A 26,465-nucleotide genomic window follows, 5' to 3' on the forward strand; every position below is an offset into this window, starting at 1 on the left:
GGAGAGCACGATGCAAGGTTTGGATTTCACCGTCGTCGCGCCCTATTGGGACCTTCTGGTGATAGGCGCCTGGTGGACGACGGCGCTGACCGTTTCGGCGGGCGCGCTCAGCTTCTTCGGCGGCATCCTGTTCGCGGTCATCGTGCTCTATGCCCCAGTGATCGTCGCCTATCCCGTGCGCGCCTTCATGTGGGTGTTCATGGGCACGCCGCTGCTTTTGCAGCTGTTCCTGATCTATTTCGGCCTGGTGCAGATCGGCATCGACATCCCTGCCCTTGCCGCCGGCATTGTCGGGCTTGGCCTGCATTTTGCCGTCTACAATGCCGACATCATCCGCGCCGGCATCGTGGCCGTCGATGTCGGCCAGACGGAAGGTGCGCGCAGCATCGGTTTCGGCAAGTGGCAGACGCTGCGCCATGTCGTCATACCGCAAGCCATCCGCAACACCGCGCCGCCGATCGGCGGCAACCTGATCGCGCTGCTGAAGGAATCCTCCATCGTCTCGGTCATCGGTATCGCCGAGCTGGTCCATTCGGCCCAGTTGGCGATCAGCGAAACGTTCCGCCCGTTCGAATTCTACATCACGGCTGCGGCGCTCTACTACATTCTCAACCTTGTGCTCGAGGCGGCCTTGCGCCTGTTTGAAAGACATGTGGAGGCTTCCCGATGAGCACGCAGCGGCCAATGGTCGAGGTTCGCGGCGCGCGCAAATCGTTCGGCGCGGTCGAGGTCCTCAAAGGCATAGACCTGTCGGTCGATCGCGGACAGATCGTCGCCATCATCGGGCCGAGCGGCTCCGGCAAGAGCACGCTGCTGCGCTCCATCAACCATCTGGAATCCCTTGACTCCGGTGAAGTCTGGCTCGACGGCGTGCAGGTCAACCAGAAGCTGCACGGTCATGCCTTCGAGCGGCACATCAACAAGGTGCGACAGCAGATGGGCATGGTGTTTCAGCACTTCAATCTGTTCCCGCATCTGACCGTGATCGAGAACATCTCCATGGGGCCGATGATCCTCAAAGGCATGACCAAGGGCGATGCACATGCGCTTGCGCATAGCCTCTTGTCCAAGGTCGGGCTCGCCGACAAGATCGACGCCTACCCTTCGCGGCTTTCGGGCGGCCAGAAGCAGCGCGTGGCGATTGCCCGTGCGTTGGCTATGCAGCCCAAGGTGATGCTGTTCGACGAAGCCACCTCGGCGCTCGACCCGGAACTGGTCGACGAGGTCAACGCGGTGATGAAACAGCTTGCCGCCGAACACATGACCATGCTCATCGTAACGCATGAGATGCGCTTTGCCGGCGAAGTGGCCGACAGGGTGCTGTTCATGGATGGCGGCGTGATCGTCGAGGAAGGCCCGCCCGGCGACATGTTCCGCGCGCCGCAGAAGGAACGCACGCGCACCTTCCTCAAGAAATATCTTTCCGCCTGAGTATGACCATGACCAGACCAAACACGGAATTCCCCGATTTCGGACTGACGCCGGAGCAGCGCCGCCACGCGGTACGCGGCCACTATTACGAATGGCCGGGCATGGACGGCGAACGCGGCGAGATCTGGTGCTACAGCGACCGGTTTTCCTATCGCGCCGGCGAAACGGTGGCGTTGCATGTCAGTTCGACAGCTCCAACGTTAGGCATGACAATCACCCGGGACGGCGGCAGCGAGACCAAAGTCTTCGAGAAATCGGGCATCGCGGCGCGCTGGCAGGAAAGTCCGGACCAATGTTCGGCTGAAGGCTGCGGCTGGGAAGCCTCGTTCGAATTCCGTATCGGGAGCGACTGGCCGTCCGGAGCCTACCGGGTCACGCTGACCGCGGATGGTCGCGACGGCAAGCCGATCCAATGCCACCATATTTTCATCGTCGCGCCCCTGCCCGGCAAGAAACCCGGCCGTGTGCTGCAGGTGGCGGCGACGGGAACGTGGCTCGCCTACAACACCTGGGGCGGCTCCAACCACTACCAGGGCATCACCGGGCCGGATCGCAACCAGTATTCGCCCATCGTGTCGACGCAACGCCCCTGGTGTCGTGGCTTCGTCGTGCTGCCGAAGGATGCGCCGCGCGTGCCGCTGGAAGTCGCCGTGCCGCCCAAGACGGTGCCGCGCTATCCGCACATGGAATGGGCGCTCGCCACCGGCCATTCGAAGAAATACGCCTCGTCGGGCTGGGCCAGTTACGACAGCCATTTCTTCCGCTTCGCCGAACAGGCCGGCTATGAAGTCGATCTTGCCAGCCAGCATGATCTGCATTTTTCGCCGGACATACTCGACGGCTATGACTGTGCCGTCTTCGTCGGCCATGACGAATATTGGACCTGGGAGATGCGCGATGCCGTCGACGCCTATGTCGAGCGCGGCGGCCATGCGGCGCGCTTTGCCGGCAATTTCATGTGGCAGACGCGGCTGGAAGACGAGGGCCGCCGGCAGGTTTGCTACAAATATCGTTCGCGTGCCGAAGACCCGGCCTATCTCCCGGGCAGCGACGTCACCCGCGCCACCAATTCCTGGGAAGCGCCGGAAATCGGCCGGCCGGGATCGGCGACCTTCGGGCTCAATGCGACCCGCGGCCTCTATGCCGGTTGGGGCGGCTGCGCGCCGCGCGGCGCGCGTGGCTTCCCGGTTTACCGGCCCGAGCACTGGGCCTTCGCCGGCACTGGCATCTACTATGGCGACCTGCTGGGCGCCGACAGCCATGTCTATGGCTATGAGGTCGACGGGCTCGAGTTCGAGATACGCGGCGGCCTGCCCTACCCCGCAGCGACCAGCGGCGCGCCTGATGGCCTGCAGGTTCTCGCCGTCGGCATGGCGAGCCAGGTCGAGGAAAGCGCCGATATCCCGATCGAGGATCAGTTCCTCACCGACGAGGATGGCCGCTTCAACGCAGAAACGCTGTTCGGCGAGGCGACCGACGCCAACCTGGAAAAAGTCAAACGCGGCAATGGCATGATCGTCAATTTCCCGCGCGGCAAGGGCGAGGTGTTCCACGCCGGAAGCTGTGAATGGGTGGCCGGCCTGCTAAGAAAAGACCCGATGGTCGAACGCGTTACCCGCAATGTTCTCGATCGTTACCTCGGAAAGTCCTGACATGTCGAAAGTCCAATCCGCCACGCAAGACACTGACGCCCGGCGCCAATCGCATCTGTTCTATCTGTCCAGCCTGCGCCGGCCGCTGATCGATCGCGCCGAAGGCATCTACATGTGGACGCAGGACGGCCGCCGCTTCATCGACGGCTCTAGCGGCCCGATGGTCGCCAATATCGGCCATTCCAACCGCAATGTGCTGGATGCCATGAAGCGGCAGATGGACCGCGCCACCTTCGCCTATCGGCTGCATTTCGAGAACGAGCCGGCGGAGGAGCTGGCGCGGGAACTCGCCGGCAAACTGCCGGAAGGCATGGACCGTATCTTCTTCGTCTCGGGCGGCTCGGAAGCGACCGAATCCTGCATCAAGCTGGCGCGGCAATGGGCCGTCGCCACCGGCCAGGCCAGCCGCTGGAAGGTGATCACGCGCTTCCCCTCCTATCATGGCGGCACGTTGGGTTCGCTCTCGATTACTGGCGACGATGCGCTGGCCGAAACGTTCGAGCCGATGATGCGGGTGATGCCGACCGTGCCGGCGCCGAATGCCTGGCGCGACCGCGACAATCTCTCGATGGAACAGCGCGGTATCCGCTATGCCGACATGCTGGAAGAGAAGATCCTGGCCGAAGGCCCGGACAGCGTGGTCGCCTTCATCATGGAGCCGATTGGCGGTGCTGCGACATCAGCCCTTGTCGCTCCCGACAGCTATTATCCGCGCATCCGCGAGATCTGCGACCGCTACGGCATCCTGCTCATCCACGACGAAGTGATGAGCGGTGCCGGCCGCACCGGCAAGTTTCTCGGCGGCGACCACTGGAACTGCAAGCCCGACATCGTCGCGCTGTCCAAGGGGCTGGGCTCGGGCTATGCGCCGCTTGGCGCACTGGCCGCCCCGATGCGGCTGGTGCAGCCGCTGCTCGACTCGGGCGGTTTTCAGCATGGCCACACCTACGCCGGCAACCCGCTGGCCTGCGCTGCCGGGCTTGCGGTGCTCGGTGAAATGGATCGGCTCGATCTGATCGCCAATGCGGCTGCCATGGGCGATGTGCTGATGGACGGACTGAAGGGTCTGGCGAAGCGGTTTCCGTTCATTGCCGACGTACGCGGCAAGGGCCTGCTCACCGGCGCCCAGATGGTCGCCGATCCCGAGACGCTGAGGCCGATCGACCAGAACAAGAAAGCCACGCAGCGGCTGCTCGACCTCGCCTATGAGCGCGGGTTGATCATCTATGGCCGCAGGGTCAAGGGCGGCGTCGACGGCGACAATTTCATGGTCGCGCCGCCGATGATCGTCACCAGGGAGCAGGTCGGCGAGATCGTCTCCATCATCGGCGACTCGCTGGAGGTTCTGGCCTCCGAGCTCGACCTGCCGGTCGAAGGGTAAACGCATGGCGCCGCGAAAAGTCATCATCACCTGCGCCGTCACCGGCTCGGTGCACACGCCGTCGATGTCGCCCTATCTGCCGGTGACGCCGGACCAGATCGCCGCCGATGCGATCGCAGCCGCGGAAGCAGGCGCCTCGATCCTGCATCTGCACGCCCGCGACCCCAGGGATGGCCGCCCGACCGCCGATCCGGACGTCTACATGCAGTTCCTGCCACGCATCAAGCAGGCGACCGATGCGGTGATCAACATCACCACCGGCGGCTCGTCGCTGATGACGCTGGACCAGCGGCTGGCTGCGCCGCTGCGGGCCGAACCCGAAATGTGCTCGCTCAACATGGGTTCGATGAATTTCGCGCTGTTCCCGATGCTCGACAAGCCACGGGAATGGCAGCACGAATGGGAACCAAAGCTGCTGGAAGCCACCCGCGACACCATCTTCAAGAACACCTTCGCCGATATGGAAGGCGTGCTTGAGAGGCTGGGCATGGGCTGCGGCACGCGCTTCGAATTCGAATGCTACGATGTCGGCCATCTCTATTCGCTGGCGCATTTCCGCGACCGGGGTCTGGTGTCGGGACCGCTGTTCATCCAGTTCGTGCTGGGCATATTGGGCGGCATCGGCGCCGATCCGGACAATCTCGTCCACATGAAGCGGATCGCCGACAAATTGTTCGGTGACAGCTACCAGTTCTCGGTGCTGGCTGCCGGCCGCCAGCAGATGCCGCTGATTTCCATCGCGGCGGCGATGGGCGGCAATGTCCGTGTCGGGCTGGAGGACAGTCTTTATGACGGCCGCCAGCTGGCGAAATCCAACGCCGATCAGGTGCGTCGCATCCGTGGCATTCTCGATGGGCTGTCGCTGGAGGTTGCCACGCCCACCGAAGCGCGCGACATGCTGGCACTCAAGGGCGGCGACCGGGTGGCGTTTTGAAAGACGACAGTGATCAATCTAACATCCAATGACGTTCTCATACGCCCCGGTCGAGTGGAAGACGTCGAAAGCATCCACGCCGCGATCCTGAAACTCGGCACCCATATTGGTGCGCCCGAGGAAATCATCTCGACACCGGAGGATCTTAGAACTTACGGCTTTGGCGAAAAACCCGCTTTCTCCACACTGATCGCGGAAGTGGACGGCGAATTCGCCGGCCTTTGCCTGCATTTCCCGATGTTTTCGACCTGGATGGGGCGGCCTGGCGTCTATGTGCAGGACCTCTATGTCGAAGATCGGTTTCGCGGCCGCAAGATCGGCGAACGGCTGCTGCGGCACGTTGCGGCGCAGTGCCGGAAAGAAGGCGGCGTCTATCTCCGACTGTCCGTCGACACCGACAATGAAGGCGCCAAGGCCTTCTACGAAAGGCTGGGAATCGCCTGGTCAAGCTATGAGCAGACACAGAAGATCATCGGCGAGGCCTTCTTTGCCTTCGCCGACGCGGCCGAAAATGGGGATCAGGAATGAAAGCCTTCTATGCCGAGGAACAGAAGCGCCACGACCCCAAGGCCTTTCTTTCGAGCGGTACGGCGCAGCCCAATCCGGAAAAGCCGGAGCGCGTCGAGAGATTGTTAGCTGGCGCATTATCCGCGGGTTTCACGATCGAACGGCCGCGCAATCATGGGCTCGGTCCTGTCTCGGCGGTGCACACGCCGGAATATCTCGACTTCCTCGAGCATATCTACACGCGCTGGCAGCGCATCGACGGCGCGTCGGCTGAGGTGATTCCCAACATCCATCCGATTGCGCGCAACGGCTCCTATCCGGCCTCGGCGGTCGGCCAGGCCGGCTATCACATGGCCGATACGGCTTGCCCGATCTCGGGCGAGACTTGGCAGAGCGCGCTGTGGAGCGCCTGGAGCGCGGTCGGTGCGGCCGAGGCTGTGATATCAGGCGCACCGGCCGCCTATGCGCTGTGCCGCCCACCCGGTCACCATGCCTTTGCCGATGTCGCCGGCGGCTTTTGTTTCATCAACAACTCCGCCGTCGCCGCGCAGGTCTTGCGCAGGACGGCGTCGCGCGTGGCGATCCTCGATGTCGACCTGCATCACGGCAACGGCACGCAAGGCATCTTCTATGCACGGCCGGATGTGCTGACCGTCTCGCTGCATGCCGATCCGGTGCGTTTCTATCCGTTCTTCTGGGGCCATGCCGACGAGCGCGGCGAAGGGCCTGGCCTCGGCTACAATTTCAACCTGCCGCTGCCGCGCAAATCCGCCGACGCGGCGTTTCTCGAAGCGCTCGCGGTGGCGTTCCAGCGCATCCGTGCCTTTTCGCCGGATGCGCTGGTCGTGGCGCTTGGCCTCGACGCGTTCGAGGGCGATCCGTTCGGCGGACTTTCAGTGACGACGCCGGGGTTCTCGCGCATCGGCGAGGCCATCGCAAAGCTCGGCCTGCCGACGGTCATCGTCCAGGAGGGCGGCTACCTCTGCGACGAACTCAGCGACAATCTCACCGCGTTCCTCACCGGCTTCGGCGGCAAGGCGCGATGAAGATCGAAGCGATCGTCAGGATCGCTGCTGCCTGAGCATGGCAATGACCCGATGCACGCTCTCCAGCGTCTCGTCGATTTCGGCTGTAGTGTTGTAGTGGGCAATGCCGATGCGCACGACGCCATGCTCGGCCGGAATGCCCAACTGGTGGACGATCTCCCAGGCGTAGTTATGGCCGGACCACAGGAAGATATTTTCGGCATTCATCTGCCGCACGATCGTTTCGGGCACGATGCCGTCGACGGTGAAGGAAACCGTCGGAACGCGCTCGCCAAGCCGCTTCGGATCGGTGATGCCGTGGATGGTCAGACTTGAGATGTCGGAGAGGCCGTCGATCAGCTGTTGCGCCAGCGGGTTTTCATACGCAACCGAAACCGCAAACGCCTTGGCAATCTTCTGCCTTCTTGAACCGTCCCCGCCCGCCGCCGCACCAAGGTCGGCAAAGTAGTCGACCGCGGCGGTGAGACCGGCCATCAGTTCGATCTGCGGTGTGCCGAGTTCGAACCGCTCCGGCAAACCGTTCGACGAGCAGCGGCATTTGTAGGGTTTCAGGTCGTCGATGACATCACAGCGGCCCCACAATATGCCCATATGCGGGCCGAAGAATTTGTAGGCCGAGCAGATCAGGAAATCGCAGTCGAGTTCCTGCACGTCGATCAGTCCGTGCGGGGCGAATTGCACGGCATCGACATAGACAAGCGCGCCGGCGTTCCTGGCGATGGCGGTCAGCGCCTTCACTCGGTTGATCGAGCCGGTCAGGTTGCTGGCGTAGTTCAACGCGACCAGCCGTGTCTTGTCTGAAAGCAGACCAGCCAGCGTTGCTTCTTCAACCTGCCAGCTCTTTTCGTCGAACGGCAGCCAGCGCACGACAAGGCCGAGGTCCTCGGCCAGTTGCAGCCAGGGCGACACATTGCCCTCGTGGTCCATGCGGGTGAGGATAATCTCGTCGCCGGGCTTCATCGTGCGGCCGAGCGTGCGCGACATGTGATAGGTCAGCGTCGTCATGTTGGCGCCGATGATGATTTCCTCGGGGCTTGCGGCGCCAAGGAAATCAGCCATTGCCCGGTGCGCCTCGTCGACGACGGCTTGCGCGGCAATCGTCGTTTCGAAATAGCCGCCAAGGTTGGCATTGGTGGTCAAGAGGCAGCGCGACACGGCGTCCGCGACAGCTTGCGGCACCTGCGTGCCGGCCGGATTGTCGAGATAGACGCGGCGGCGGCCCTTGTCGGTCAGGGAGAGAGCGGGAAACCTTCCACGCACTGCCTCGATCGGAAAATCCACCATCGCTTACACCCCCCTGTTATTCCTGGATAAATTCTACCACCGGAGCCAATCAAGGGCAGGGATTGCCGACCCGCTGATGGATCGCATCCACCGCCTTCTGCATCTCTTCGGTCCAGACGACATTGACGGAAGACAGCGCCATGTCGAGCTGCGAAATGGTGGTGGCGCCGATGATGTTCGAGGTCACGAACGGCCGGCTTGACACGTAGGCATTGGCAAACAGCGCAGGCTCCAGGCCAAAGGAGCGCGCCAGCTCATTGTACTCGAGCTGTGCTTCGGCGGCATTGGGCGTCTCGTAGCGCTGGCCGCGATTGAACAGCTGCGAGCGCGACCCTTGCGGGCGCGCGCCATGGTCGTATTTGCCAGTCAGATAGCCTTGAGCCAGAGGCGAATAGGGGAGCAGCGACACCTGCTCGCGCTCGCAGACCTCGGCGAGATTCACCTCGAAAGTGCGGTTGACGAGATTGTAGGCGTTCTGGATCGACGCGACACGGGGTCCGATCCCTTTGTCAGCCTCAGCAAGGAACCGCATCACGCCCCAGGAACTCTCGTTCGACAGGCCGAAATGGCGGATCTTTCCTGCCTTCACCAACTCGTCGAACACGGCAAGCGTCTCGGCGATCGGCGTTTCGTCGGCCGGCGCGCCGACAGAATCGGCGCGCGGCGATACGGCGCCGACGCGCGTCGGGTTGGCGCCCCAGGGGATGTCCCGTTCCGGCCAATGGATCTGGTAGAGGTCGATATAGTCGGTGCCGAGCTTGGCCAGCGACTTGTCGATGGCGTCAAAAATATCGGCGCGCACCAGTTGCGATGGCCTGCAGCCGCGAAACCATCTGTTGGCCGTGGGGCCGACGACCTTGGAGGCAAGGATCACCTTGTCGCGGTTGCGGTTGGCCTTCATCCAGCTGCCGATGATCTTTTCGGTCCGTCCTTGCGTCTCCGCCTTGGGCGGGATCGGATAGAGTTCGGCGGTGTCGATGAAATTGACGCCGCGTGAAAAGGCCAGGTCCATCTGGGCGTGACCCTCGGCCTCGGTGTTCTGCTGGCCCCAGGTCATGGAGCCCAGGCAGATTTGGGTAACAAGAAGATCGGTCCGACCGAGACGGCGTTTGTGCATGGAATTCTGCTCCGGAGGGAAAGCGTGCGCGGTAGCGCGGGAGGAAGCCGCATCCTACAGGAAAGCAGAGCCGCTCTCCAAGCCTCGGCAGACCGACTTTTGCGTGAACCGGAAAAGTTTAGCGGCGAGCGCCGGCCAGCGCGCGGCGCTTGGCCTCGTCGATCAGCATGTTGGCCACCTGCATGCGGATCATGGCGCGCTGGCGCAGATGCGGGGCGACACGGTCGGGATGGTTGGCAAAGGCAAAGCTGCGGCGCATGCGGCTGAAGTCGGCGACCTGCTTGGGCTGGTTCAGGCCAAGTTCGACCGCGATGGATTCGGGATCGATCGGCGGCAGCTTTTCCTCGGGCTTTGGTTCTTCGCCAGCCAGAGCCAGTTTGGCATGATCGAGCAATGCGGCGAACTCGGTCGCCAGATCAGCACCCGCCTCGCGATATTCGGTGGCAAAGCCGCTGCCCGAAACCTTGATGCGGCCGGAATGGAGTTCATCGGCCACCGAGAGATAGTCGAACGGGATAGATGGACGAGCGCCGGCCTCTTCGCCCTCGATCCCGTCGCCCTTGTCGGAGGCAACGAAGAGGTCGTCGAGCAACGAAGCGAAATCACGCTTGGCGCCAGCAGCGATGTCAGCCTCCTCCTTGCCCGACCGTGCAAGCTTGAGAGCATAGAACCGGCTCGTTAAAAATGCATGCCATCGATCTTAACGAATTTAGCCGTCGCACGCGGTCGCCGCTTCAACTCCTCACCTCAAAACAAAAAGCCGGACTGCACTTTCATGCACTCCGGAATTCGCCAGGAGTGGCAGGAAAAACCGGCCATGTAGCCAGCATTCGAGGCTACGATGCGCGGCGGGCAAAAGTTTCACCTAGTTGCGGAAAAATGGCCAAGGAAAATCGTCAAGACATGGCAGGCATGCAAATGCTGCACTGCACAATTGTCACGATTCACCTATATTGGCTGACGTGGAGGACTAACCTGGAGCCTGAATTATGGGTTTCTTCACTGAAATGTTCGCCCGGCCGCGCCCGCAGGAACATCTGAGATACCGCTCGGCGCTCGCGCTGCTCCATTCGATGAGCAATGCCGACCGCGCCGACATCGGTATCAAGCCCGCCGACTTTCCACGCATCGCCCGCGAAATGGCCATTCGCTAGATGCGGCCGATCGCGAGATGTCCCGGATCGGTCCGGGACATCTCCAAAACCCCAATTTCTTAGCGCGCACCCAGGAACGTCGCCTTGCCCAACGGCACGCCATTGTGGCGAAGGATGTCGTAAGCCGTGGTGAGGTGGAAATAGAAGTTGGGCATGGCCACATGCAGCAGGTACTGCATGCCGGGCATCGAACTTTCGCGTCCGCCAAGCTTCAGCTCGATGATCTTGTCGTCGGAGCCGTCGAACTCGGCAGCCGAAAATGTCGTCAGAAGCTCCAGGGTCTTGGCGATGCGTGCCTGGACATCGGCAAAACTCGCCTCATTGTCCTCGTATCTCGGCACCTCGCGCCCGGCGAGTCGGGACGGTGCGCCCTTGGCGTGATCGGTGGCGATCTGCACCTGCCGGGTCAGAGCGTACATGTCGGGCGCCAGCCGAGCGGTCAAGAACACCTGCGGATCGATCTTGCGGTCAAGCGCATTCTGTTCGGCGGTCGCCAGCACATTGGACAGCGCTTTTAGCCTAGCTGAGAACACAGGCACGGAGGCCTCATACATCGATATCGTCATGTCAAATCTCCTGCCCGGCCGAACGCCGGCGGACGCGACGTAGCGCCTTCGCGCACGATTCTTCAAGACCGCCGATGCTGCGTCACCACGTTGCCGCAATCGCCAGAGTAGAATCTGCATATCGAGCGGAGATTCCGATGAGACGCGCCCTTTTCGCAGCGACTGCCTTTCTCTCCCTTGCCCCGATCGGCCAGACGGCATTGGCCGCTGAAGATGCCCCCGAAGCGCCCTACGTCGACGACCGGTCGAGCGCCGATGCGGTTGTCCGCTCGCTCTACAGTGCCATCAGCCGGCACGAATTCGCCCGTGCCTGGGGGTATTTCGGCGATACAAAGCCGGCAAAGGATTTCGACAGTTTCGTCAAAGGCTATGACGGCACCGACAAGGTCGAGGTTGCCACCGGAGGTGTCTCCGACGAAGGTGCCGCCGGCAGCATTTTCTACAACGTCCCCGTTGCCATCCGCGCGACGGACAAGAGTGGCGGCGAAAAGGTTTTTGCCGGCTGCTACACGCTGCGCCAAGTGAATGCCCAGATCCAGGCGGCGCCCCCCTTCGATCCGATCCATATCGAAAAAGGCGTGCTGAAACCCTCCACCGCCGACTTCGAGGAGGCGCTGCCGCCAAGCTGCGGCGATGGGCCGCCGCCACCGAAGAAGGACGCGGCACTGGAGCAGGCCAAGAAAGCCTTTCTGGCGACCTATGGCGACCAGTGCGACAAGCAGTTCCTCGCCGATGCGCCGACCGTTTTTTCGATCAAATATAAGGACAACGATACGCAGCCTGGCGATCCCGACAAGGAAACACGGCTGTTCCATTTTTCCTGCTCGGCCGCAGCGTACAATGAGAGCTCGATCTACTACATGACCGACGAGGTCTCGGGCGTGCAGCAATTGCAGTTCGCCGAACCCAAGATGGACATCCGCTACGAGAACAATAACAGCGACGGCAAATTGCTGGGCATGACCATCGTCGGTTTCCAGACGACCGGCTGGGCGGTCAATTCCGACTATGACGAGAACGCCCACACGATCACCACCTTCAACAAGTGGCGAGGGGTCGGCGATGCTTCCGACGCGGGGACGTATCTGTTCCGCAATGGCAATTTCTCGCTGGTCCAGTACGATGTCGATGCGTCCTATGACGGCGAGCAAAATCCGCAGACGGTTGTCGACTACAACACCGCGCCTTGAGCGTCACACGGGCTTGCCGGCAGCACAGATCAGGGCGCCTTCGACAGCATCCAGTTGAGCGTGCCGCGCCAGTCGGTCATGCGGATCGGCGTACCGTGGGTGCCTGTCTCGAAACGGACGAAGCGGGTCGGATAGGTCTTCGATTTGGCCAGGATCGAGCGAAAGAACGCCTCCTGATTTGCCACCGGGAAGACCACGTCGTGGCTGCCTTGGCCAAAAAAGACCGGCACGCGGCGCTTGAAGGCGGGGCTGGTGAAAAAGCTCTCATCCCACAGCGAGCCGAGCAGCAGCAGGCCGTCGATGCGGCCGCCCGTATCCTTGCGCGCGGCCAGCTTCCAGCAAAGCGCTCCGCCCATCGAGCCGCAGGCGACGAAGATTTTCGCGCCGGGCGACTGTTCGGCATAGTGACCGATCAGCGCCGCCACCTGCGCCGCTCCCTTGTCGCCGAACTCGGTAAAATCCGGACTGAGATAGAGGCCACCATTGCCGGCCATCAGATTCTTGAGCCGGTTGAAATTGCCGCCAAAGGTGAAGTCGTCGACACCCTGCTTGCGGCTGCCGCCCTGCCCGTGCAGGTAAAGCACGATAATGCCGGCGCCCTCGGTCTTGCCGACGGCGACATGCCTGACATCGCCGGCATCGGTTTTCAGCAACAGATCCTGCTGCGCCTTGCGAACGCTGGTGTCGGTGTATTGGGCGTTCACCCGGCGCTCCGGCACCTGGTCACGCTGGTTGATATCGCGCATCTCGCGGTAGTCGATGACCGTGTAGGCACCGCTGGTGTTGGACGACAGTGTGGCCGGATAGGCGAAGAGATCGTCCTTGAAGGGTTTTAGTTCGAGAGCGGCAGCGGGGGCGGCGACACAAAAAACAAATGTTGCCGCCAGGAAGGCGTGGAGCTTTACGAATGCGACGGTACGAATAGCCATCCCTCAGGCATGCGTAATTCGGTCTGGGTTTGTCAATCCTGCAGCACGCCGCCGGCACATTCCAGTGCCTCGCGTGTGTCGACATCGACAGACGCCGCCGCGCCGATCTCGACATCGATGACATCGAGCCCTTCGGCCTCAACCAGATGGCGTGCGCCGGTGTCGCCTTCGAGATGGGCGATCGCCGGAAACAGCGAACGCGGCAACAGCACCGGGTTGCCGCGCTTGCCGTCATGCGAGGCGCGGACCACCGCATTGCCGCCGGCCTTGCGGAATGTATCGACCAACCTGTCGAGGTCGTCGGACGTGATATCAGGCATGTCGCCGAGAACGATCATCACGCCGGCGCAACCTTCCGGCAGATAGGCAATGCCGGCCTTCAGCGACGTAGACAGGCCCTCGGCAAAATCGGGATTGTCGGCGAAGGTCACGTCGAGGCCTGCCAGCGCCGTGCGCACCCGCTCTCGTTGATGGCCGGTGACGACAATCGTGCCAGACGCCTTCGAGCCTAGCGCCCGCTCGGCGGTGCGGCGCACCAGCGGCTTGCCGTCGAACAGCGCCAAAAGCTTGTTCGGTCCACCCATGCGGCTCGACCGGCCGGCCGCCAGCAGCACGATGCCGACCTTGAGCTGGCTTTTGGCCGGGAGCGGTTCGCGCGGCTGCGGCCGCGTCGGGATTTCCATCAACAGCCCGCCGACCCCCATGCCGGCAATATCCTTGGCGGTCACGTCAAGGCCAGCGATCAACCGATCCAACACCCAGTCGAAGCCGTTTTCCTTGGGGCTGCGGGCGCAGCCGGGCGCGCCGATGACGCGCTTGCCGTCAAGCATGCCCAACACCAGCAGATTGCCGGGATCGACCGGCATGCCCGCCCGGATGACGGTACCACCCGCCCTCTCGATCGCTGCAGGAACGACATCGGCGAAATCGCTCATCGCGGAGGCGCCGAAGATCACCACCATGTCGTTGTCACGCGCCAGGGAGGCCGCGGCTTCCGCCACCGGTGCGATCTCATGCGGCGTGCGGCGCTCTGCCGTCAGCCTGCCGCCCGTGCGCGCCAGCCGCGCTTCGGTGACGCGCAGCGTCTTGTCCAGCACACTTGGCTTGATGCCCGGCAGAACCGTCTGGATGACGCCGACACGCACGGGCCGGTAGGCATTGACGGCAAATATCTCGCCACCGGCGCAGATCTTGGTCGCGGCGTCGACCAGCGCCGAACTGACCGCGAAGGGAATGATCTTCACGGTCGCGACCATCTGGCCTCTCTCGACCGGCGCATGCTGCGCCAGCGTGGCGATGGTGATGGCCGGATCGATGGCATTGATGGCATCGATCATAGCGGCATCGACCGTAAAGATGCCCGACGCTCTGGCATGGAGATTGACCCGCCCGGTCGTAGCCGACCTGGCCTCGATGCCGCGAAAAGCCATGCTCTCGGCGATCGTCTGCGCGGCGGCATCCTCGCCGAGGTCGTCGGCGGCCAGCACGGCTGCAACAACCTCAGAAATGCCGGCGGCCCGCAGCAGCGCCAAATCTCCGGCGCTCAGCCTGTGCGCCTTGCGGAAGCGGCGCTCGCCGGCGGTGGTGGCGTGCGCCAGCACCGCACCTTCCGCCGTTTCAATCGGGATCGGGCCGAATTTCACGCCGCCGCGCCTTTTGCATCCATACCGCGCGAGCGGAACGCGTGGATCGCTTGCGCCAGCACCGCAACGGCGATCTCGGCCGGGCTGGCCGCACCGATATCGAGCCCGATCGGCGCATGGATACGCGCGATCTGCTCGGCGCTCGCGCCCAGCGCCAGCAAGCGTTCGACGCGCTTGGCATGCGTCTTCCTGCTGCCAAGCGCTCCGACATAGAAACAGTTGGCGTCGAGAGCCGCCTTCAGGGCGAAATCATCGACCTTCGGGTCATGGGTGACGGCGGCAAGTGCGGTGTAGCTGTCGAGCGGCAGACGCTTCAGCACATCCTCCGGCCATTCGGCATGAAGCGCCACGTCAGGGAAGCGGTCCGGCGTGGCGAAGGCGGTGCGGGGGTCGATGATCTCCACGGGATAGCCGGCGATTTTCGCCATCGGGGCCAGCGCTTGGCTGATATGGACAGCGCCAATCACGACCAGACGCGGCTGCGGCAGATGCGCGTTGAGAAAGAAGGTTCGACCCTCTGCTTCGACCGAACCGGAATTGCCTGATCGAAAGGCCTTGGCGATCGCGGCTCCCAGATCGCCGGCGACCTGATCGCCCTCGCGCACGATGCGGTCGCGGCCGTCACCAAGGTCGGTGACAAGAATCGCCGCGCGGCGGGCGCGGCGTTCGGCGTTCAGAGTTTTCAGTGCATAGGGATCCATCAGAGATCAGCCGAGCCTTTCCACGTACACCTTGATGCGGCCACCACAGGAAAGGCCGACCTGCCAGGCGGTTTCATCCGCAACCCCAAACTCCAGCATCCTGGCCTTGCCGCTGTCGATGACGTCGATGGCTTCCGTCACCACCGCGCCTTCGACGCAGCCGCCAGAAACAGAGCCGTGGAAATTGCCGTCCGCATCGATGACCAGATGGCTGCCTACGGGTCGGGGCGCCGAGCCCCAGGTCTCGACCACTGTCGCGATGGCCACGTCCTTGCCGTCCTTCATCCACCCCTCCGCGATGATCAGGGGATCGCGAGCTTCATCCAGATAAATGCTGTTTTCCATGACCATTTCTCCAGAAGTCTGTTTTTCTCGAGGATCTGTTATTCGGATGGGAAAGATATGGTTATGCGGCGTGCCTCGCGCCAGCGTCCAGCCATCGGCGCGGATCGACGGATTGTGCCGACTTCTTGTCCAGCGACGCGCAGAGATCGGCGAGCGCATCGAGATTGTGCACCGAACGGAACTCGTCGACATGCGGCAGCATCGCCATGACGCCGCGGGCGCGCGCCTGGAAGCCGTCGTAACGCAGCAACGGGTTCAACCAGATCAGCCGCCGGCAGGACTTGTGCAGGCGCTCCATTTCCTCCGACAGGCCGGCGACATCGTCGCGCTCCAGCCCGTCGGTGATCAAAAGCACGACCGCGCCCTGCCCCAGCACGCGTCGCGACCATATCAGGTTGAACTCGGCCAAAGTATCGCCGATGCGGGTGCCGCCCGACCAATCCTTGACCGCCGCCGAACAGTCGGCAAGTGCGGCATCGGGATCGCGATGGCGCATCTGCCGCGTCAGGTTGGTGAGCCGGGTGCCGAAGACGAAAGTGTGCACGCGCCGGCGCTTTTCCGTCAGCGCATGCAGGAAGTGCAGGAAAATGCGTGTGTACTGGCTCATCGAGCCGGAAATGTCGGCCAGCACCACCAGCGGCGGATGAACCTCGCGCGGTGATCGGAATTTCGGCAGGATCAGTTCGCCGCCGGTGCGCGCGGCCGAACGCATCATGGCGCGCGGATCGATGCGGCGCCCATGCGCATCGGCCTTGTAGCGCCGGGTCCGCACCATGTCGAAAGGCAGCCGCAACTGCGCGATCGCCTTCTTGGCGTCGGCCATCTCTGCGGCGTTCATCTGGGCAAAATCCTTAGCCCGCAACACCTCGTTGCCGGAGAAGGTGAAGCGGGCGTCGACCTCGATCTCGGGAATTTCTTGGCGCGGCTGATTCTTCTGGTGGCCCTCGAACATCGCCTGGCTGACGCGGTTTTCGGCCGCGCGGGGTTTTTGCTTTTCCCTGACATCAGGCGCCACCGGCGAAAACATCGCCAGCATCTTCTCGATCAGTTCGCGCGACTTCCAGAACAGCCGGAAGGCCTCGTCGAAAGTGGCGTGATCCTCATGCCTGGACACCAGCACGGCGTGCAGCGTCCAGTAGAAATCGTCGCGCGAACCGATGCCGGCGACCAGCACCGCTTCGATGGCATCCTTGACCGAGGCCGGCCCGACCCGCATGCCGGCCTTTCGCAAGGTGCGGGCGAAATAGACGATGTTGTCGGCGATCCGCCCGTCCGCCGTCGCTTCTTTCGGTTCGGGGCGCGACATCGCCTACTCCGCAGCCGAAAGCTCGGCCTTCACCTCGTTGAGGATGCGCCGGCCTTCGCCCTGTTCGATGCGGGCAATGTCGTCCTGGTATTTCAACAGCACGCCGATCGTGTCGGAGACGGTTTCCGGATCGAGCGCCACTTTGTCAAGCTCGGTCAGCGCGCCGGCCCAGTCGATGGTTTCGGCGACGCCGGGCACCTTGAACAGCTCGATCTGACGCAGCTTCTGGATGAAGGAGACCACTTCGGCCGAAAGCCGCTGGTTGGCCTGCGGCACCTTGCGGCGCACGATCTCCAGTTCGCGCTCGGCGTTTGGATAGTCGACCCAGTGATAGAGGCAGCGCCGCTTGAGCGCATCGTGGATCTCACGGGTGCGGTTGGTGGTGATGATGACGATCGGCGGTTCCTCCGCCTTGATGGTGCCGAGTTCGGGCACCGTCACCTGGAAGTCGGACAGGATTTCGAGCAGGAAAGCTTCGAACGCCTCGTCGGTGCGGTCGAGCTCATCGATCAGGAAGACCGGAGCAGCGCCCGCCTTGCCGGTCAGCGCATCGAGCACCGGGCGGCGGATCAGGTATTTCTCGGAGAAGACGTTGCGCTCCATGGCGGAGCGCTCGACCTTGCCGGCCGCCTCCTCCATGCGGATCTCGATCATCTGCGCGGCGTAGTTCCACTCATAGACGGCGGACGAGACGTCGAGGCCTTCATAGCATTGCAAGCGGATGAGCCGGCGGCCGAGCGCCTGCGCCAACACCTTGGCGATCTCGGTCTTGCCGACACCGGCCTCACCCTCGAGGAACAGCGGCCGCTTCATGCGCAGCGACAGGAACAGCACGGTCGCCAGCGATCGGTCCGCCACATAGTCCGCGCCGGTCAGGAGATCGAGCGTCTCGTCGATCGTCCGCGGCGCGGCGCGCGGTTTCAGCTCGGTCATTCTTTCTCCGTGAACGCCGCCGCTCCGCTCTCCAGAACGTGGTAGCCGCGGGCGTGGTAGATCAGCGGCCGCAAATTATCGCCCATCCGCAGGCCTGTCACCTTGCCAAAAAGCACACGATGCGTCGCCAGATCCTTGGTGTCGATCAATTCGCAGTCGAACACGGCGAGCGCGCCCTTCAGCGTCGGCGCGCCGGTGGAGATCACGTCCCATTCGCCGAGCGCGAAACGCTCCTCGACCGGCAGGCCGGTGATGCCGGAAAAGCCGACCGACAGCGGCTCCTGGTGCGAAGCCAGCGTGTTCAAGGCAAATTTGCCGTTTTTCACGAACGGCTCGTTCTTGAGATTTTCGCGGTTGAGACAGACCAGAACGGTCGGCGGGGTATCCGATACCGAACAGGCCGCGATCACTGTCGCACCGCGCTTGCCCGCCGGCCCGTCGGTGGTGACCACATGGACGTGGCCGGCAAAGTGGCTCATCGCGTCGCGATAGGCCTGCGGCCCAATGTCGTTCTTCTTCAGCACTGGAAATTTTCCATGGTCATGACCCTATCGCTATATATGGCGACATACGACATGCCACAAGCGAGGCGACGGCTGGACCTCGGCTCATCTCCTTGAATTCGCATGTTGCACCAAGGCCGGGCAGCCTTTAGGTCTTGGCGGGAATTGGCGCCTGCAACATGTCGCCAGCTTGGAGGAAATCTTCACCAGGATGCGACCCAGGACAACGACAACGGCCGCATTGGTCTGGCTTTTCATGGCCAGCGCCACCAGCGCCCAGACGCTGCTGGTCGGCGTCGCCGCGCCCCTGTCGGGACCATCGGCCATTCTCGGCAAGCAGATCGAGGCCGGCACCGGTCTGGCGACCGAAGCGAACGGCATAGAACTCAAGACCGTGGATGACGCCTGTACCGCCGACGGCGGCGCCGCGGCGGCCAGGGAGTTCGTTACGGCCAAGGTCAATATCGTGGTCGGCTTTCTCTGCACCGAGGCGATCGAGGCGGCGATGCCGATTCTCAAGGACGCCAACATTCCGGTCATCACCGTTGGCGTGAGAACCGAAAGCCTGACCGACCGCCGCGCCAAGACCGGCTGGCCGGTCTATCGCCTCGGGCCACGCGGCGACGATGAGCGCAACACCGTCGCCTCTGTCCTCACCCATCTGTGGCAGAACGAGCTGTTCGCCATTATCGACGACGGCACCATCTATGGCCGTGAGATCGCCGAGACGCTGCGGGCAGCGGCCGAGCAGGCGGCGCTGAAACCGGTGTTCGTCGACACGTTCCGGCCACAGCTCGACAATCAGATCGGCATGATCGGCCGGCTGAAGAAGGCCGGCGCCACGCATGTCTTTGCCGGCGGCGACGGCGAAGACATCGCCATCATGGGCCGCGATGCCGCACAGCTCCAGGCGGGTATCGTCTTTGCCGGCGGCGAAAATCTCCGCGCACCGCCGGGCGACGTGCCCTATGCGACGGGCACACTGATGATCGCACCCCCGGAATGGGCTGATGTCGCCGACCCAAAAGTGCTGGCGGCCTTTGCCACGCAAAAGATCGTGCCGGAAGGTTATGCGCTGCCGGCCTTTGCGGCGGTCGAAATCGCCAAGGCGGCGTCAGGTTTGTCCGAAAGCTTGGGCAAGCCGCTGACTGAAGCCCTGACCGGACAGGATTTCACCACCGCGATCGGGCCGATCCGCTTTGATGCAAAAGGAGATCTCAGCCAAAGCCCCTACCGCGTCTTCCGCTTCGACGGCACGCGCTTTGCGCCTTTGGAAAGCAACTGATGTTTCGCACCGGCCCGCGCAACCTGATCACCGACGTTGCCGGCCTGCGCGTCGGCAACGCGTCCGACGCCAGGCTGAAATCCGGCGTCACGACCGTGCTTTGCGATGCGCCCACGGTGGCCGGCGTTCAGATCCTGGGCGGTGCGCCGGGCACCCGGGAGACCGACCTGCTCGAACCGCACAATTCAGTCGAGGCGGTCCACGCCGTGGTGCTTTCGGGCGGTTCGGCTTTCGGCCTCGACGCGGCATCCGGCGTGCAGGCGGCGCTGCGTGAACGCGGCATCGGCTTCGAGGTCGGCGGCTTTCGTGTGCCGATCGTGCCGTCGGCGATCCTGTTCGACCTGCGCAATGGCGGCGACAAGGATTGGGGCCGTTATCCGCCTTACCGCGAGCTTGGCTATGAATCAGCGCAAACCGCCACCGCCGACTTCCAACTCGGCACCATCGGCGCCGGCACAGGCGCGCTGACCTCGGGGCTGAAGGGCGGCCTCGGCTCCGCCTCGACGCTGCTGGACAGCGGCGTCACCGTCGGCGCGCTGGCCGCCGTCAATCCGACTGGCTCGGTGACAACAGGCCGCACCCGCCATTTCTGGGCAGCACCATTCGAAATCGGCTACGAATTCGGCGGGCTTGGCTATCCCTCGCCGATGCCGGACGACGCGAAAGATATCCTGCTGAAATACCGCGACAAACATGTCCGGAGGCAGACGGAGACCGGCGGCAACACCACCATCGCCGTCATTGCCACCGATGCGGTCCTCACCAAGGCCGCGGCAAAACGGCTGGCGATATCGGCGCATGACGGATTCGTGCGCGCCATCTGGCCGACGCACACGCCGGCCGATGGCGACCTTGTGTTCGCGCTGGCGACCGGCACCAGCGGCATCGAACTCGCCGCCGACGCGGCAATTGACCTCTACGCCGCTGCCGGTGCCACCATGGCACGTGCCATCAGCCGCGGCGTGTTTGCCGCGACGCCTAACGAAAACGATCTGTTTCCGGTCTGGTCGTCACGCTTGGGATGAGGCGGAAGGCTTCAATCAGACCGGATCGGACTTTTCTTCCTCGAACGTCACCGCGACATCGGAATTCGCCGACAGCCACACCTTCTTGCCATCGACCTCGGCAATCAGGCTCAGGGGAATGTAATGGTGATGGCCCTTGTGAGCGCCCTCGCCGCTATCGGCCTTGGTCAGCTTGATGCGCTGGCCGTCGACTTTGTCGACGGTACCGACATGCACGCCATCGGCGCCGACGACTTCCATATGCTCACGAATTTTGCTGGTGTCGGTCATGGTGGTTCTCCATTGGGACTGCCGACATTAACAAATGACGGGCCGATTGGATGCATCGGCTTTCGCATTGCACGACGTTTTGATTTCGTCGTGCTAGGGGATTGAAACGATCACGGGGGTGAAGACCGATGCGAATGCTCTTTCTCTTTGCCGTTGGCCTGCTTGCACAGTTTGCGACTTCGATCGGCGCACGTGCCGGCGATGTCGCCGAGCTTGAAATCCTCGGCTTCAACAAGGACGGCGGCGTCTTCGCTTTCGAGGAATATGGCGTGCAGGATGGATCGGGCTTTCCCTATGCCAACCGCTACTACATCGACACCAGCACCGACAGCTTCCTCAAGGGCACACCGATCCGGGTCCGGCTCGAGGACGAGAATGCCAAACTCGACGCGGCGCGCCTTCAGGCCCGGCAAAAAGGCGAAGCCATTGTCAGTCAGGCCGAGCTGAGCGCCAACCGCGGCATCACCGCCGGTTTCAACCCTGTAACCGAACTTTCGGCCGATCCGCACCGGATGGCGGTCAACCCGCGCCCGATCTTTTCGCCGGTCGACCCACCGCTCGAGTTCCGCCTCGACGAGTTGGGCATGAACAACACCGAGGGCTGCGAGACCCAGGGCGAGATCAACGGCTTCCGGCTGCTGCGCATCGAGGCGCAGGATGGCGGCACCACCAAGCTGCTGCACGAGGACAAGGCGATCCCGAAAAGCCGGGGTTGTCCGAACGGCTATCGCATCGGCGCCGTGCAGACCTTTTCAATGGACAGTCTGAGCGCCTATGCGGTGCTGATCGCGGTGCGCCAATACGGCTTCGAGGGGCCGGACTTTCGCTGGATAGCGGTGACCGGCCGGCTGTGACACCGCTTGTTCGACCCGCCATGCGCTATCGTGCGCTGAACCGCCTTCGCCGCGCGATACCGACGCCGCGCACAGCGCTTTTCGGCGCCTTGCTGTGGGCGGTGACGATGGGTGCCAGTGCACTCGTCACCCTGTTTTTGGACGACTGGGAGACGCCGGCGAAAATCCGCATCGTCACCGTGCTGTTCGCGTTGGGGGCTGCGCTGGCCTTTCCGATTGGCCTGTTTGCGGCGCGACTGGTTTCGCAGGGAAGGCGCTGGGAAGTCGCCTTCGCGGCGGCGTTCGTGTGCCTCACTGCAGCAACGATCGGCCTGACCGGCGGGCTGTTTGCCTTGCAGTACCGCTCCTATTACGCCGCGTGGCATGCACCTGCTTTCACCCACACCTGGGCCCTCCAGTTCGTCTTCACGACGTTGATTGCGCTCTATCAGTTCGTCGTGCTGGGCATCCGGCTCTATTTTCCACTGGGTTTCGTCGCCCTGTTTGCCGCGGGTGTCTGGTTTGCCCGCCAGCAGCGTTGAGCATTTTGCCCGCCTCTGTTAGGACGCGGGCAAACTTCTCGATACGTCAGGACTGACCGATGATCCCTCGCTATTCCCGGCCGGAAATGGTCGCCATCTGGTCGCCCGAAACCCGGTTCCGCATCTGGTTCGAGATCGAAGCCTATGCGTGCGACGCACTGGCCGAACTCGGCGTGATCCCCAGGCAAGCGGCAAAAACCATCTGGGAAAAGGGCAGTGCTGCAAAATTCGATGTCGAGGCGATCGACGAGATCGAGCGCGTCACCAAGCACGACGTCATCGCCTTCCTCACCCATCTTGCCGAATTCGTCGGGCCCGACGCCCGCTTTATCCACCAGGGCATGACCTCGTCAGATGTTCTCGACACCTGCTTTGCCGTGCAGCTTACCCGGGCCAGCGACATCCTGCTCGCCGACATCGACGGCCTGCTTGCGGCACTCAAGCGCCGTGCCTTCGAGCACAAGGACACCGTCACCATCGGCCGCAGCCACGGCATCCATGCCGAGCCGACAACCTTCGGCGTCAAGCTGGCGCAGGCATATGCCGAGTTCTCGCGCTGCCGCGAGCGCCTGGTGCATGCGCGGGAAGACATCGCCACCTGCGCCATTTCGGGCGCGGTCGGCACCTTCGCCAACATCGACCCCTATGTCGAGGAACATGTGGCGGCAAAGCTCGGCCTGAAGCCCGAGCCGGTGTCGACGCAAGTGATCCCGCGCGACCGCCACGCGATGTTCTTTGCCACGCTCGGCGTCATCGGCTCGTCGGTCGAGCGGCTGTCGATCGAAATCCGGCATTTGCAGCGTACCGAAGTGCTTGAGGCGGAAGAGTATTTTTCGCCGGGCCAGAAAGGCTCCTCGGCAATGCCGCACAAGCGCAACCCGGTGCTGACCGAAAACCTCACCGGGCTTGCCCGCATGGTGCGATCCATGGCGCTGCCAGCTATGGAGAATGTGGCGCTCTGGCACGAGCGCGACATCTCGCACTCCTCGGTGGAGCGCATGATCGGGCCGGACGCCACGGTGACGCTGGATTTCGCGCTGTCACGGCTGACCGGCGTCATCGACAAGCTGCTCGTCTATCCCGAGAACATGCTGAAGAACATGAACAAGTTCCGCGGCCTCGTGCATTCGCAACGCGTCATGCTGGCGCTGACGCAGGCGGGCCTGTCGCGCGAAGACTCCTACCGGCTGGTGCAGCGCAACGCCATGAAAGTTTGGGAGCAAGGCGCTGATTTTCTTGAGGAACTTTTGGCCGACAAGGAAGTGACCGCAGCGCTGCCGGAAGCCGAAATCCGCGAGAAATTTGACCTGGGCTATCACACCAAGCATGTCGACACGATCTTCAAGCGGGTGTTCGGGGAAGCCTGAGACCCGTCCGAAACAAAAATAGGTCCGCAGGCCATTGCCGGCGGACTTGTTTGTTTTGGTGTCCGGAGGACGGTCAGGCCTTGCCGGGAACAGCCCTGATCACCGTGCCCCAGGGATCTTCGCGGGTTATCGGGCTCGTCACATTGTCCGAACGCATTTCGACCCAGGCCAGACCAGACCGGGTGGAATCGCGGCGGCCGGCGCCCGAACTCTGCCAGGCGTTAGCGCCGATGTGGTGGTGATAGCCGCCCGACGACAGGAACACCGCCTGGCCGCCATATTTCGCCACCGTGTCGAAGCCGAATTCCTGGTTCCACCAGGCTTCGGCGTCTTCCGGCCTGCCGACGCGCAGGTGGACATGGCCGACAATGCTGTCTTCCGGCGCGCCCTGCCAACCGGCGTCACCTGCCGGCACCTCGGCAACGACGGACGGGATGTTCAGCCGCTCCGTCGCCATGGCGATCTTGTCGCCATTCCACTTCCAGTCCTTGGGAAGGCGATCGGCATAGATCTCGATACCGTTGCCTTCTGGATCGGTCAGGTACAGCGCTTCGCTGACCAGATGGTCGGAAGCCCCCTCGATGGCGATCTTGTCTGATATGGCGTGGTTGATCCAGCGGCCGAGATCGGCGCGGCTGGGCAGCAGGAAGGCTGTGTGGAACAGGCCGGCGCTGCGCGGATCGTCCGGCTTGGCCGAAGGATCGCCCTCGATGACCAGCAACGGACGGTTGGCGGCGCCCAGCGTAATCGCACCGTCGGCACGGCTCAACTCCTGCAGACCGACGACCCGGCGATAATATGCGGCAAGACTTTCGGCATCGCGCGCCTTCAACCCGACGCGGGCAACGCTGACCGGGGTGGTGGCGGCAAAAGGCAGTTCACTCATCAGATGCTCCGTTCGACCAGCCTGCGGTGAAAAGGCAAGAAGCGCCGCGCTGCCGATCATCATACGTCGTGTCAGTTCCAATATCCGGGTTCCCGCACACGGCTGTTTCTGTTCCCACCACAAATCGTCCACAGGCATCGTTCACACAAGACGCGAAGAAGCGAACATCGTGTTCACTATTGTGATCAAGAGTGCCGTTGATGACCGTTGCACGAAGCGACGCCGCTCGCTATCTCAGCGCCATGAAGGTCAAGGAAGCAGATATTCTCATCGTGCCGGGCTACACCAATTCCGGCCCCGATCATTGGCAAAGCCGCTGGCAGTCGAAGCTGTCGACGGCGCGCCGCGTCGAGCAAACGGAATGGTCGAAGCCGGTGCGCGAGGACTGGACGGCGAGCGTGGCCAAGGCCGTTAACGAGGCCGACAGGCCGGTCGTCCTGGTCGCGCACTCGCTCGGTGTCGCCACGGCGGTGCAAGCCATTCCGCAGTTCCGCAAGCCGGTTGCCGGGGCTTTCTTCGTGGCGCCGCCCGATGTCGCCAATCCCAAGATCAAGCCGAGGCATCTGATGACCTTCGGCCCCTACCCGCGCGAGCCGCTGCCCTTCCCGTCCATCGTGATCGCCAGCCGCAACGATCCGTTCTGCGCCTTCGATGTGGCCGAGGATATTGCGGGCGCATGGGGTTCGCTGTTCATCGATGCCGGCGAGACCGGCCACCTCAACGCGGATTCGGGCTTCGGGCCGTGGCCCGAAGGTTCGATGACCTTCGCCAAATTCCTGACGGATCTGAAGGCCTGAGCGTCTTCAGGAGCCGATCGAATCCCTGACGCTCTTGATCAGGGTTCTTGCGCCGAGCCCGATCAGCGCGTGTTCCGAGCCCATGGCCAGCAGCCGGTAGCCCATCGACACAACACGGCCGGCAATTGCCGGCTCGACGACATAGATCGCCGCATACTTACCGGCCTTGCGGGTACGCTCGGCGACCGACGCCACCGTCTCCATCATGCTTTCCAGCGTCGAATTGACCGTGGCGCCATTGCTCCAGGCGATCGAGAAATCCGACGGGCCAAGGAAGATGCCGTCGATGCCCGGCGTGTCGAGGATGCCATCGAGCGCATTAAGGGCCGCACGCGTCTCGACCATGGCGAAAGCCATGGTGCGCTGGTTGCTGTCACGCAGCCAGTCGGCCTGGTCGCCCTTGCCGTGGCGCGGAAAAGCGTAGGTCGGACCCCAGGAGCGCTCGCCGAGCGGTGGATATTTCATCGCGGCGGCGAACAGTTTTGCGTCGGCAACCGAGTTCACCATCGGCGCGATGACAGCCTCGGCGCCGAAGTCGAGCGCGCGGCTTGCCATGTCGAAACGGCCGACAGGAATGCGCACCAGCGCCGGCTTGCCGGCAGCGAGCACCGGCACCAGGCCGCGCAAGACGCTGTCTTCGTGATGGCCGCCATGCTGCATATCGAGCGTGACGGCATCAAACCCCTGCTTGGCGACGATCTCGACACTCAAGGCATCCGGCACGCCGGACCATGCGGTGAACAGCGTTTCATCGGCCGCCAGGCGGGACTTCAGGGACATGGACTCTTTCCTTGTTAACGATCGCAGTTCAGCCGGAAACCGCGGCAAAGGCAAAGAA

29 protein-coding genes are annotated in these 26,465 nt (G+C 63.1%); 15 read left to right on the forward strand and 14 right to left on the reverse strand.

Going from position 1 to position 26,465, the window contains the following annotated elements:
- Positions 1-10: 10 nt before the first annotated feature.
- Genes ASD99_RS29740 through ASD99_RS29770 form a run of 7 tightly spaced genes read left to right on the forward strand, consistent with a single transcriptional unit; the run spans position 11 to position 6,951 of the window.
- The gene (locus ASD99_RS29740) at positions 11-670 is read left to right on the forward strand and encodes an amino acid ABC transporter permease (RefSeq protein ID WP_057145813.1); all 660 of its coding nucleotides are present in this window, start codon (positions 11-13) and stop codon (positions 668-670) included.
- The gene (locus tag ASD99_RS29745) at positions 667-1,431 is read left to right on the forward strand and encodes an amino acid ABC transporter ATP-binding protein (RefSeq protein WP_056594441.1); all 765 of its coding nucleotides are present in this window, start codon (positions 667-669) and stop codon (positions 1,429-1,431) included. Before ASD99_RS29740 ends, ASD99_RS29745 begins: the two co-directional genes overlap by 4 nt.
- Positions 1,432-1,439: 8 nt before the next feature.
- Positions 1,440-3,083 carry a N,N-dimethylformamidase beta subunit family domain-containing protein gene (locus tag ASD99_RS29750; protein WP_057145885.1) on the forward strand — a complete coding sequence of 548 codons (1,644 nt, stop codon included), beginning with the start codon at positions 1,440-1,442 and terminating at the stop codon, positions 3,081-3,083.
- Between the two features lies 1 nt (position 3,084).
- Entirely contained in the window at positions 3,085-4,464 is a 1,380-nt protein-coding gene (locus ASD99_RS29755) for an aspartate aminotransferase family protein (RefSeq protein WP_056594439.1), read from the forward strand.
- Between the two features lie 4 nt (positions 4,465-4,468).
- The gene (locus ASD99_RS29760) at positions 4,469-5,398 is read left to right on the forward strand and encodes a 3-keto-5-aminohexanoate cleavage protein (RefSeq protein ID WP_057145814.1); all 930 of its coding nucleotides are present in this window, start codon (positions 4,469-4,471) and stop codon (positions 5,396-5,398) included.
- 54 nt (positions 5,399-5,452) lie between these two features.
- Entirely contained in the window at positions 5,453-5,926 is a 474-nt protein-coding gene (locus tag ASD99_RS29765; RefSeq protein ID WP_413813966.1) for an N-acetyltransferase family protein, read from the forward strand.
- Positions 5,923-6,951 (forward strand): histone deacetylase family protein, encoded by a 1,029-nt coding sequence (locus ASD99_RS29770; RefSeq protein WP_057145815.1) that lies wholly within the window; start codon positions 5,923-5,925, stop codon positions 6,949-6,951. The genes ASD99_RS29765 and ASD99_RS29770 overlap by 4 nt, the downstream gene beginning before the upstream one ends.
- 15 nt (positions 6,952-6,966) lie before the next feature.
- Here ASD99_RS29770 and ASD99_RS29775 read toward each other — a convergent pair whose 3' ends face one another.
- The 3 genes from ASD99_RS29775 to ASD99_RS29785 all read right to left on the reverse strand — a co-directional run bounded on the left by ASD99_RS29775 (position 6,967) and on the right by ASD99_RS29785 (position 9,944).
- Positions 6,967-8,235, reverse strand: a complete 1,269-nt coding sequence (locus tag ASD99_RS29775) for a cysteine desulfurase-like protein (protein ID WP_057145816.1) — start codon at positions 8,233-8,235, stop codon at positions 6,967-6,969.
- A 49-nt stretch (positions 8,236-8,284) separates the two neighbouring features.
- Positions 8,285-9,352: an aldo/keto reductase gene (locus ASD99_RS29780; RefSeq protein ID WP_057145817.1), complete on the reverse strand. Its 1,068-nt coding sequence runs from the start codon at positions 9,350-9,352 to the stop codon at positions 8,285-8,287.
- A 118-nt stretch (positions 9,353-9,470) separates the two neighbouring features.
- Positions 9,471-9,944, reverse strand: coding sequence for a hypothetical protein (locus ASD99_RS29785; RefSeq protein ID WP_056594422.1), 474 nt, complete (start codon positions 9,942-9,944; stop codon positions 9,471-9,473).
- A gap of 397 nt (positions 9,945-10,341) precedes the next feature.
- Here ASD99_RS29785 and ASD99_RS34220 point away from each other — a divergent pair, with 397 nt between their 5' ends.
- A complete protein-coding gene (locus tag ASD99_RS34220) occupies positions 10,342-10,506 on the forward strand; it encodes a hypothetical protein (RefSeq protein WP_082525718.1) in 165 nt (54 codons plus the stop codon).
- A gap of 59 nt (positions 10,507-10,565) precedes the next feature.
- On the opposite strand, the gene ASD99_RS29790 is transcribed toward ASD99_RS34220, so the two are convergent.
- Positions 10,566-11,072 carry a DUF1993 family protein gene (locus ASD99_RS29790; protein ID WP_056594418.1) on the reverse strand — a complete coding sequence of 169 codons (507 nt, stop codon included), beginning with the start codon at positions 11,070-11,072 and terminating at the stop codon, positions 10,566-10,568.
- Between the two features lie 137 nt (positions 11,073-11,209).
- Between ASD99_RS29790 and ASD99_RS29795 the strand changes: the two genes are divergently transcribed.
- On the forward strand, positions 11,210-12,262 hold the full coding sequence (locus ASD99_RS29795) for a DUF1176 domain-containing protein (RefSeq protein WP_057145818.1): 1,053 nt from the start codon (positions 11,210-11,212) through the stop codon (positions 12,260-12,262).
- A 29-nt stretch (positions 12,263-12,291) separates the two neighbouring features.
- Here ASD99_RS29795 and ASD99_RS29800 read toward each other — a convergent pair whose 3' ends face one another.
- The 7 genes from ASD99_RS29800 to ASD99_RS29830 all read right to left on the reverse strand — a co-directional run bounded on the left by ASD99_RS29800 (position 12,292) and on the right by ASD99_RS29830 (position 18,643).
- On the reverse strand, positions 12,292-13,191 hold the full coding sequence (locus ASD99_RS29800; RefSeq protein ID WP_056594413.1) for an alpha/beta hydrolase family protein: 900 nt from the start codon (positions 13,189-13,191) through the stop codon (positions 12,292-12,294).
- Between the two features lie 32 nt (positions 13,192-13,223).
- Entirely contained in the window at positions 13,224-14,834 is a 1,611-nt protein-coding gene (locus ASD99_RS29805; RefSeq protein ID WP_057145819.1) for an NTP transferase domain-containing protein, read from the reverse strand.
- Positions 14,831-15,535 carry an XdhC family protein gene (locus ASD99_RS29810; RefSeq protein WP_056594408.1) on the reverse strand — a complete coding sequence of 235 codons (705 nt, stop codon included), beginning with the start codon at positions 15,533-15,535 and terminating at the stop codon, positions 14,831-14,833. The genes ASD99_RS29805 and ASD99_RS29810 overlap by 4 nt, the downstream gene beginning before the upstream one ends.
- A 6-nt stretch (positions 15,536-15,541) precedes the next feature.
- Positions 15,542-15,880, reverse strand: a complete 339-nt coding sequence (locus ASD99_RS29815) for an XdhC family protein (protein WP_056594403.1) — start codon at positions 15,878-15,880, stop codon at positions 15,542-15,544.
- A gap of 61 nt (positions 15,881-15,941) precedes the next feature.
- The gene (locus ASD99_RS29820; protein WP_056594400.1) at positions 15,942-17,186 is read right to left on the reverse strand and encodes a vWA domain-containing protein; all 1,245 of its coding nucleotides are present in this window, start codon (positions 17,184-17,186) and stop codon (positions 15,942-15,944) included.
- A gap of 3 nt (positions 17,187-17,189) precedes the next feature.
- On the reverse strand, positions 17,190-18,119 hold the full coding sequence (locus ASD99_RS29825) for an AAA family ATPase (protein ID WP_013532114.1): 930 nt from the start codon (positions 18,117-18,119) through the stop codon (positions 17,190-17,192).
- A complete protein-coding gene (locus tag ASD99_RS29830; protein WP_056594397.1) occupies positions 18,116-18,643 on the reverse strand; it encodes a flavin reductase in 528 nt (175 codons plus the stop codon). Before ASD99_RS29830 ends, ASD99_RS29825 begins: the two co-directional genes overlap by 4 nt.
- Positions 18,644-18,833: 190 nt before the next feature.
- On the opposite strand from ASD99_RS29830, the gene ASD99_RS29835 reads away from it, so the two are divergent.
- Together ASD99_RS29835 and ASD99_RS29840 are read left to right on the forward strand one after the other, a co-directional pair.
- Positions 18,834-19,907 (forward strand): branched-chain amino acid ABC transporter substrate-binding protein, encoded by a 1,074-nt coding sequence (locus ASD99_RS29835; protein WP_056594395.1) that lies wholly within the window; start codon positions 18,834-18,836, stop codon positions 19,905-19,907.
- Positions 19,907-20,932: a P1 family peptidase gene (locus tag ASD99_RS29840; protein ID WP_056594392.1), complete on the forward strand. Its 1,026-nt coding sequence runs from the start codon at positions 19,907-19,909 to the stop codon at positions 20,930-20,932. The genes ASD99_RS29835 and ASD99_RS29840 overlap by 1 nt, the downstream gene beginning before the upstream one ends.
- Before the next feature lie 15 nt (positions 20,933-20,947).
- On the opposite strand, the gene ASD99_RS29845 is transcribed toward ASD99_RS29840, so the two are convergent.
- Positions 20,948-21,202 carry a DUF2171 domain-containing protein gene (locus tag ASD99_RS29845; RefSeq protein WP_013532118.1) on the reverse strand — a complete coding sequence of 85 codons (255 nt, stop codon included), beginning with the start codon at positions 21,200-21,202 and terminating at the stop codon, positions 20,948-20,950.
- Between the two features lie 128 nt (positions 21,203-21,330).
- On the opposite strand from ASD99_RS29845, the gene ASD99_RS29850 reads away from it, so the two are divergent.
- From ASD99_RS29850 to purB, 3 genes are read left to right on the forward strand one after another with little or no spacing between them, the layout of a single operon-like run.
- Positions 21,331-22,056: a DUF2259 domain-containing protein gene (locus ASD99_RS29850; RefSeq protein ID WP_056594385.1), complete on the forward strand. Its 726-nt coding sequence runs from the start codon at positions 21,331-21,333 to the stop codon at positions 22,054-22,056.
- A 20-nt stretch (positions 22,057-22,076) separates the two neighbouring features.
- On the forward strand, positions 22,077-22,577 hold the full coding sequence (locus ASD99_RS29855; RefSeq protein WP_056594381.1) for a hypothetical protein: 501 nt from the start codon (positions 22,077-22,079) through the stop codon (positions 22,575-22,577).
- A gap of 59 nt (positions 22,578-22,636) precedes the next feature.
- Positions 22,637-23,944: an adenylosuccinate lyase gene (purB, locus tag ASD99_RS29860; protein ID WP_057145820.1), complete on the forward strand. Its 1,308-nt coding sequence runs from the start codon at positions 22,637-22,639 to the stop codon at positions 23,942-23,944.
- 73 nt (positions 23,945-24,017) lie between these two features.
- On the opposite strand, the gene ASD99_RS29865 is transcribed toward purB, so the two are convergent.
- The gene (locus ASD99_RS29865; protein ID WP_056594587.1) at positions 24,018-24,830 is read right to left on the reverse strand and encodes a VOC family protein; all 813 of its coding nucleotides are present in this window, start codon (positions 24,828-24,830) and stop codon (positions 24,018-24,020) included.
- A gap of 242 nt (positions 24,831-25,072) precedes the next feature.
- Between ASD99_RS29865 and ASD99_RS29870 the strand changes: the two genes are divergently transcribed.
- Positions 25,073-25,627: an RBBP9/YdeN family alpha/beta hydrolase gene (locus ASD99_RS29870; RefSeq protein WP_056594584.1), complete on the forward strand. Its 555-nt coding sequence runs from the start codon at positions 25,073-25,075 to the stop codon at positions 25,625-25,627.
- A 6-nt stretch (positions 25,628-25,633) separates the two neighbouring features.
- Here ASD99_RS29870 and ASD99_RS29875 read toward each other — a convergent pair whose 3' ends face one another.
- Entirely contained in the window at positions 25,634-26,407 is a 774-nt protein-coding gene (locus ASD99_RS29875; protein WP_057145821.1) for an HpcH/HpaI aldolase family protein, read from the reverse strand.
- Between the last annotated feature and the right edge of the window lie 58 nt (positions 26,408-26,465).

Source organism: Mesorhizobium sp. Root695 (assembly GCF_001428185.1).
Classification (GTDB): domain Bacteria; phylum Pseudomonadota; class Alphaproteobacteria; order Rhizobiales; family Rhizobiaceae; genus Mesorhizobium.

What these genes read in the sequence shown, in the direction of transcription:
- ASD99_RS29740 (WP_057145813.1), top strand. Translation starts at nt 11, where the DNA reads ATGCAAGGTTTGGATTTCACCGTCGTCGCGCCCTATTGGGACCTTCTG.
- ASD99_RS29745 (WP_056594441.1), top strand. Translation starts at nt 667, where the DNA reads ATGAGCACGCAGCGGCCAATGGTCGAGGTTCGCGGCGCGCGCAAATCG.
- ASD99_RS29750 (WP_057145885.1), top strand. Translation starts at nt 1,440, where the DNA reads ATGACCAGACCAAACACGGAATTCCCCGATTTCGGACTGACGCCGGAG.
- ASD99_RS29755 (WP_056594439.1), top strand. Translation starts at nt 3,085, where the DNA reads ATGTCGAAAGTCCAATCCGCCACGCAAGACACTGACGCCCGGCGCCAA.
- ASD99_RS29760 (WP_057145814.1), top strand. Translation starts at nt 4,469, where the DNA reads ATGGCGCCGCGAAAAGTCATCATCACCTGCGCCGTCACCGGCTCGGTG.
- ASD99_RS29770 (WP_057145815.1), top strand. Translation starts at nt 5,923, where the DNA reads ATGAAAGCCTTCTATGCCGAGGAACAGAAGCGCCACGACCCCAAGGCC.
- ASD99_RS29775 (WP_057145816.1), bottom strand. Translation starts at nt 8,235, where the DNA reads ATGGTGGATTTTCCGATCGAGGCAGTGCGTGGAAGGTTTCCCGCTCTC.
- ASD99_RS29780 (WP_057145817.1), bottom strand. Translation starts at nt 9,352, where the DNA reads ATGCACAAACGCCGTCTCGGTCGGACCGATCTTCTTGTTACCCAAATC.
- ASD99_RS34220 (WP_082525718.1), top strand. Translation starts at nt 10,342, where the DNA reads ATGGGTTTCTTCACTGAAATGTTCGCCCGGCCGCGCCCGCAGGAACAT.
- ASD99_RS29790 (WP_056594418.1), bottom strand. Translation starts at nt 11,072, where the DNA reads ATGACGATATCGATGTATGAGGCCTCCGTGCCTGTGTTCTCAGCTAGG.
- ASD99_RS29795 (WP_057145818.1), top strand. Translation starts at nt 11,210, where the DNA reads ATGAGACGCGCCCTTTTCGCAGCGACTGCCTTTCTCTCCCTTGCCCCG.
- ASD99_RS29800 (WP_056594413.1), bottom strand. Translation starts at nt 13,191, where the DNA reads ATGGCTATTCGTACCGTCGCATTCGTAAAGCTCCACGCCTTCCTGGCG.
- ASD99_RS29810 (WP_056594408.1), bottom strand. Translation starts at nt 15,535, where the DNA reads ATGGATCCCTATGCACTGAAAACTCTGAACGCCGAACGCCGCGCCCGC.
- ASD99_RS29815 (WP_056594403.1), bottom strand. Translation starts at nt 15,880, where the DNA reads ATGGAAAACAGCATTTATCTGGATGAAGCTCGCGATCCCCTGATCATC.
- ASD99_RS29820 (WP_056594400.1), bottom strand. Translation starts at nt 17,186, where the DNA reads ATGTCGCGCCCCGAACCGAAAGAAGCGACGGCGGACGGGCGGATCGCC.
- ASD99_RS29825 (WP_013532114.1), bottom strand. Translation starts at nt 18,119, where the DNA reads ATGACCGAGCTGAAACCGCGCGCCGCGCCGCGGACGATCGACGAGACG.
- ASD99_RS29835 (WP_056594395.1), top strand. Translation starts at nt 18,834, where the DNA reads ATGCGACCCAGGACAACGACAACGGCCGCATTGGTCTGGCTTTTCATG.
- ASD99_RS29840 (WP_056594392.1), top strand. Translation starts at nt 19,907, where the DNA reads ATGTTTCGCACCGGCCCGCGCAACCTGATCACCGACGTTGCCGGCCTG.
- ASD99_RS29845 (WP_013532118.1), bottom strand. Translation starts at nt 21,202, where the DNA reads ATGACCGACACCAGCAAAATTCGTGAGCATATGGAAGTCGTCGGCGCC.
- ASD99_RS29850 (WP_056594385.1), top strand. Translation starts at nt 21,331, where the DNA reads ATGCGAATGCTCTTTCTCTTTGCCGTTGGCCTGCTTGCACAGTTTGCG.
- ASD99_RS29855 (WP_056594381.1), top strand. Translation starts at nt 22,077, where the DNA reads ATGCGCTATCGTGCGCTGAACCGCCTTCGCCGCGCGATACCGACGCCG.
- purB (WP_057145820.1), top strand. Translation starts at nt 22,637, where the DNA reads ATGATCCCTCGCTATTCCCGGCCGGAAATGGTCGCCATCTGGTCGCCC.
- ASD99_RS29865 (WP_056594587.1), bottom strand. Translation starts at nt 24,830, where the DNA reads ATGAGTGAACTGCCTTTTGCCGCCACCACCCCGGTCAGCGTTGCCCGC.
- ASD99_RS29870 (WP_056594584.1), top strand. Translation starts at nt 25,073, where the DNA reads ATGAAGGTCAAGGAAGCAGATATTCTCATCGTGCCGGGCTACACCAAT.
- ASD99_RS29875 (WP_057145821.1), bottom strand. Translation starts at nt 26,407, where the DNA reads ATGTCCCTGAAGTCCCGCCTGGCGGCCGATGAAACGCTGTTCACCGCA.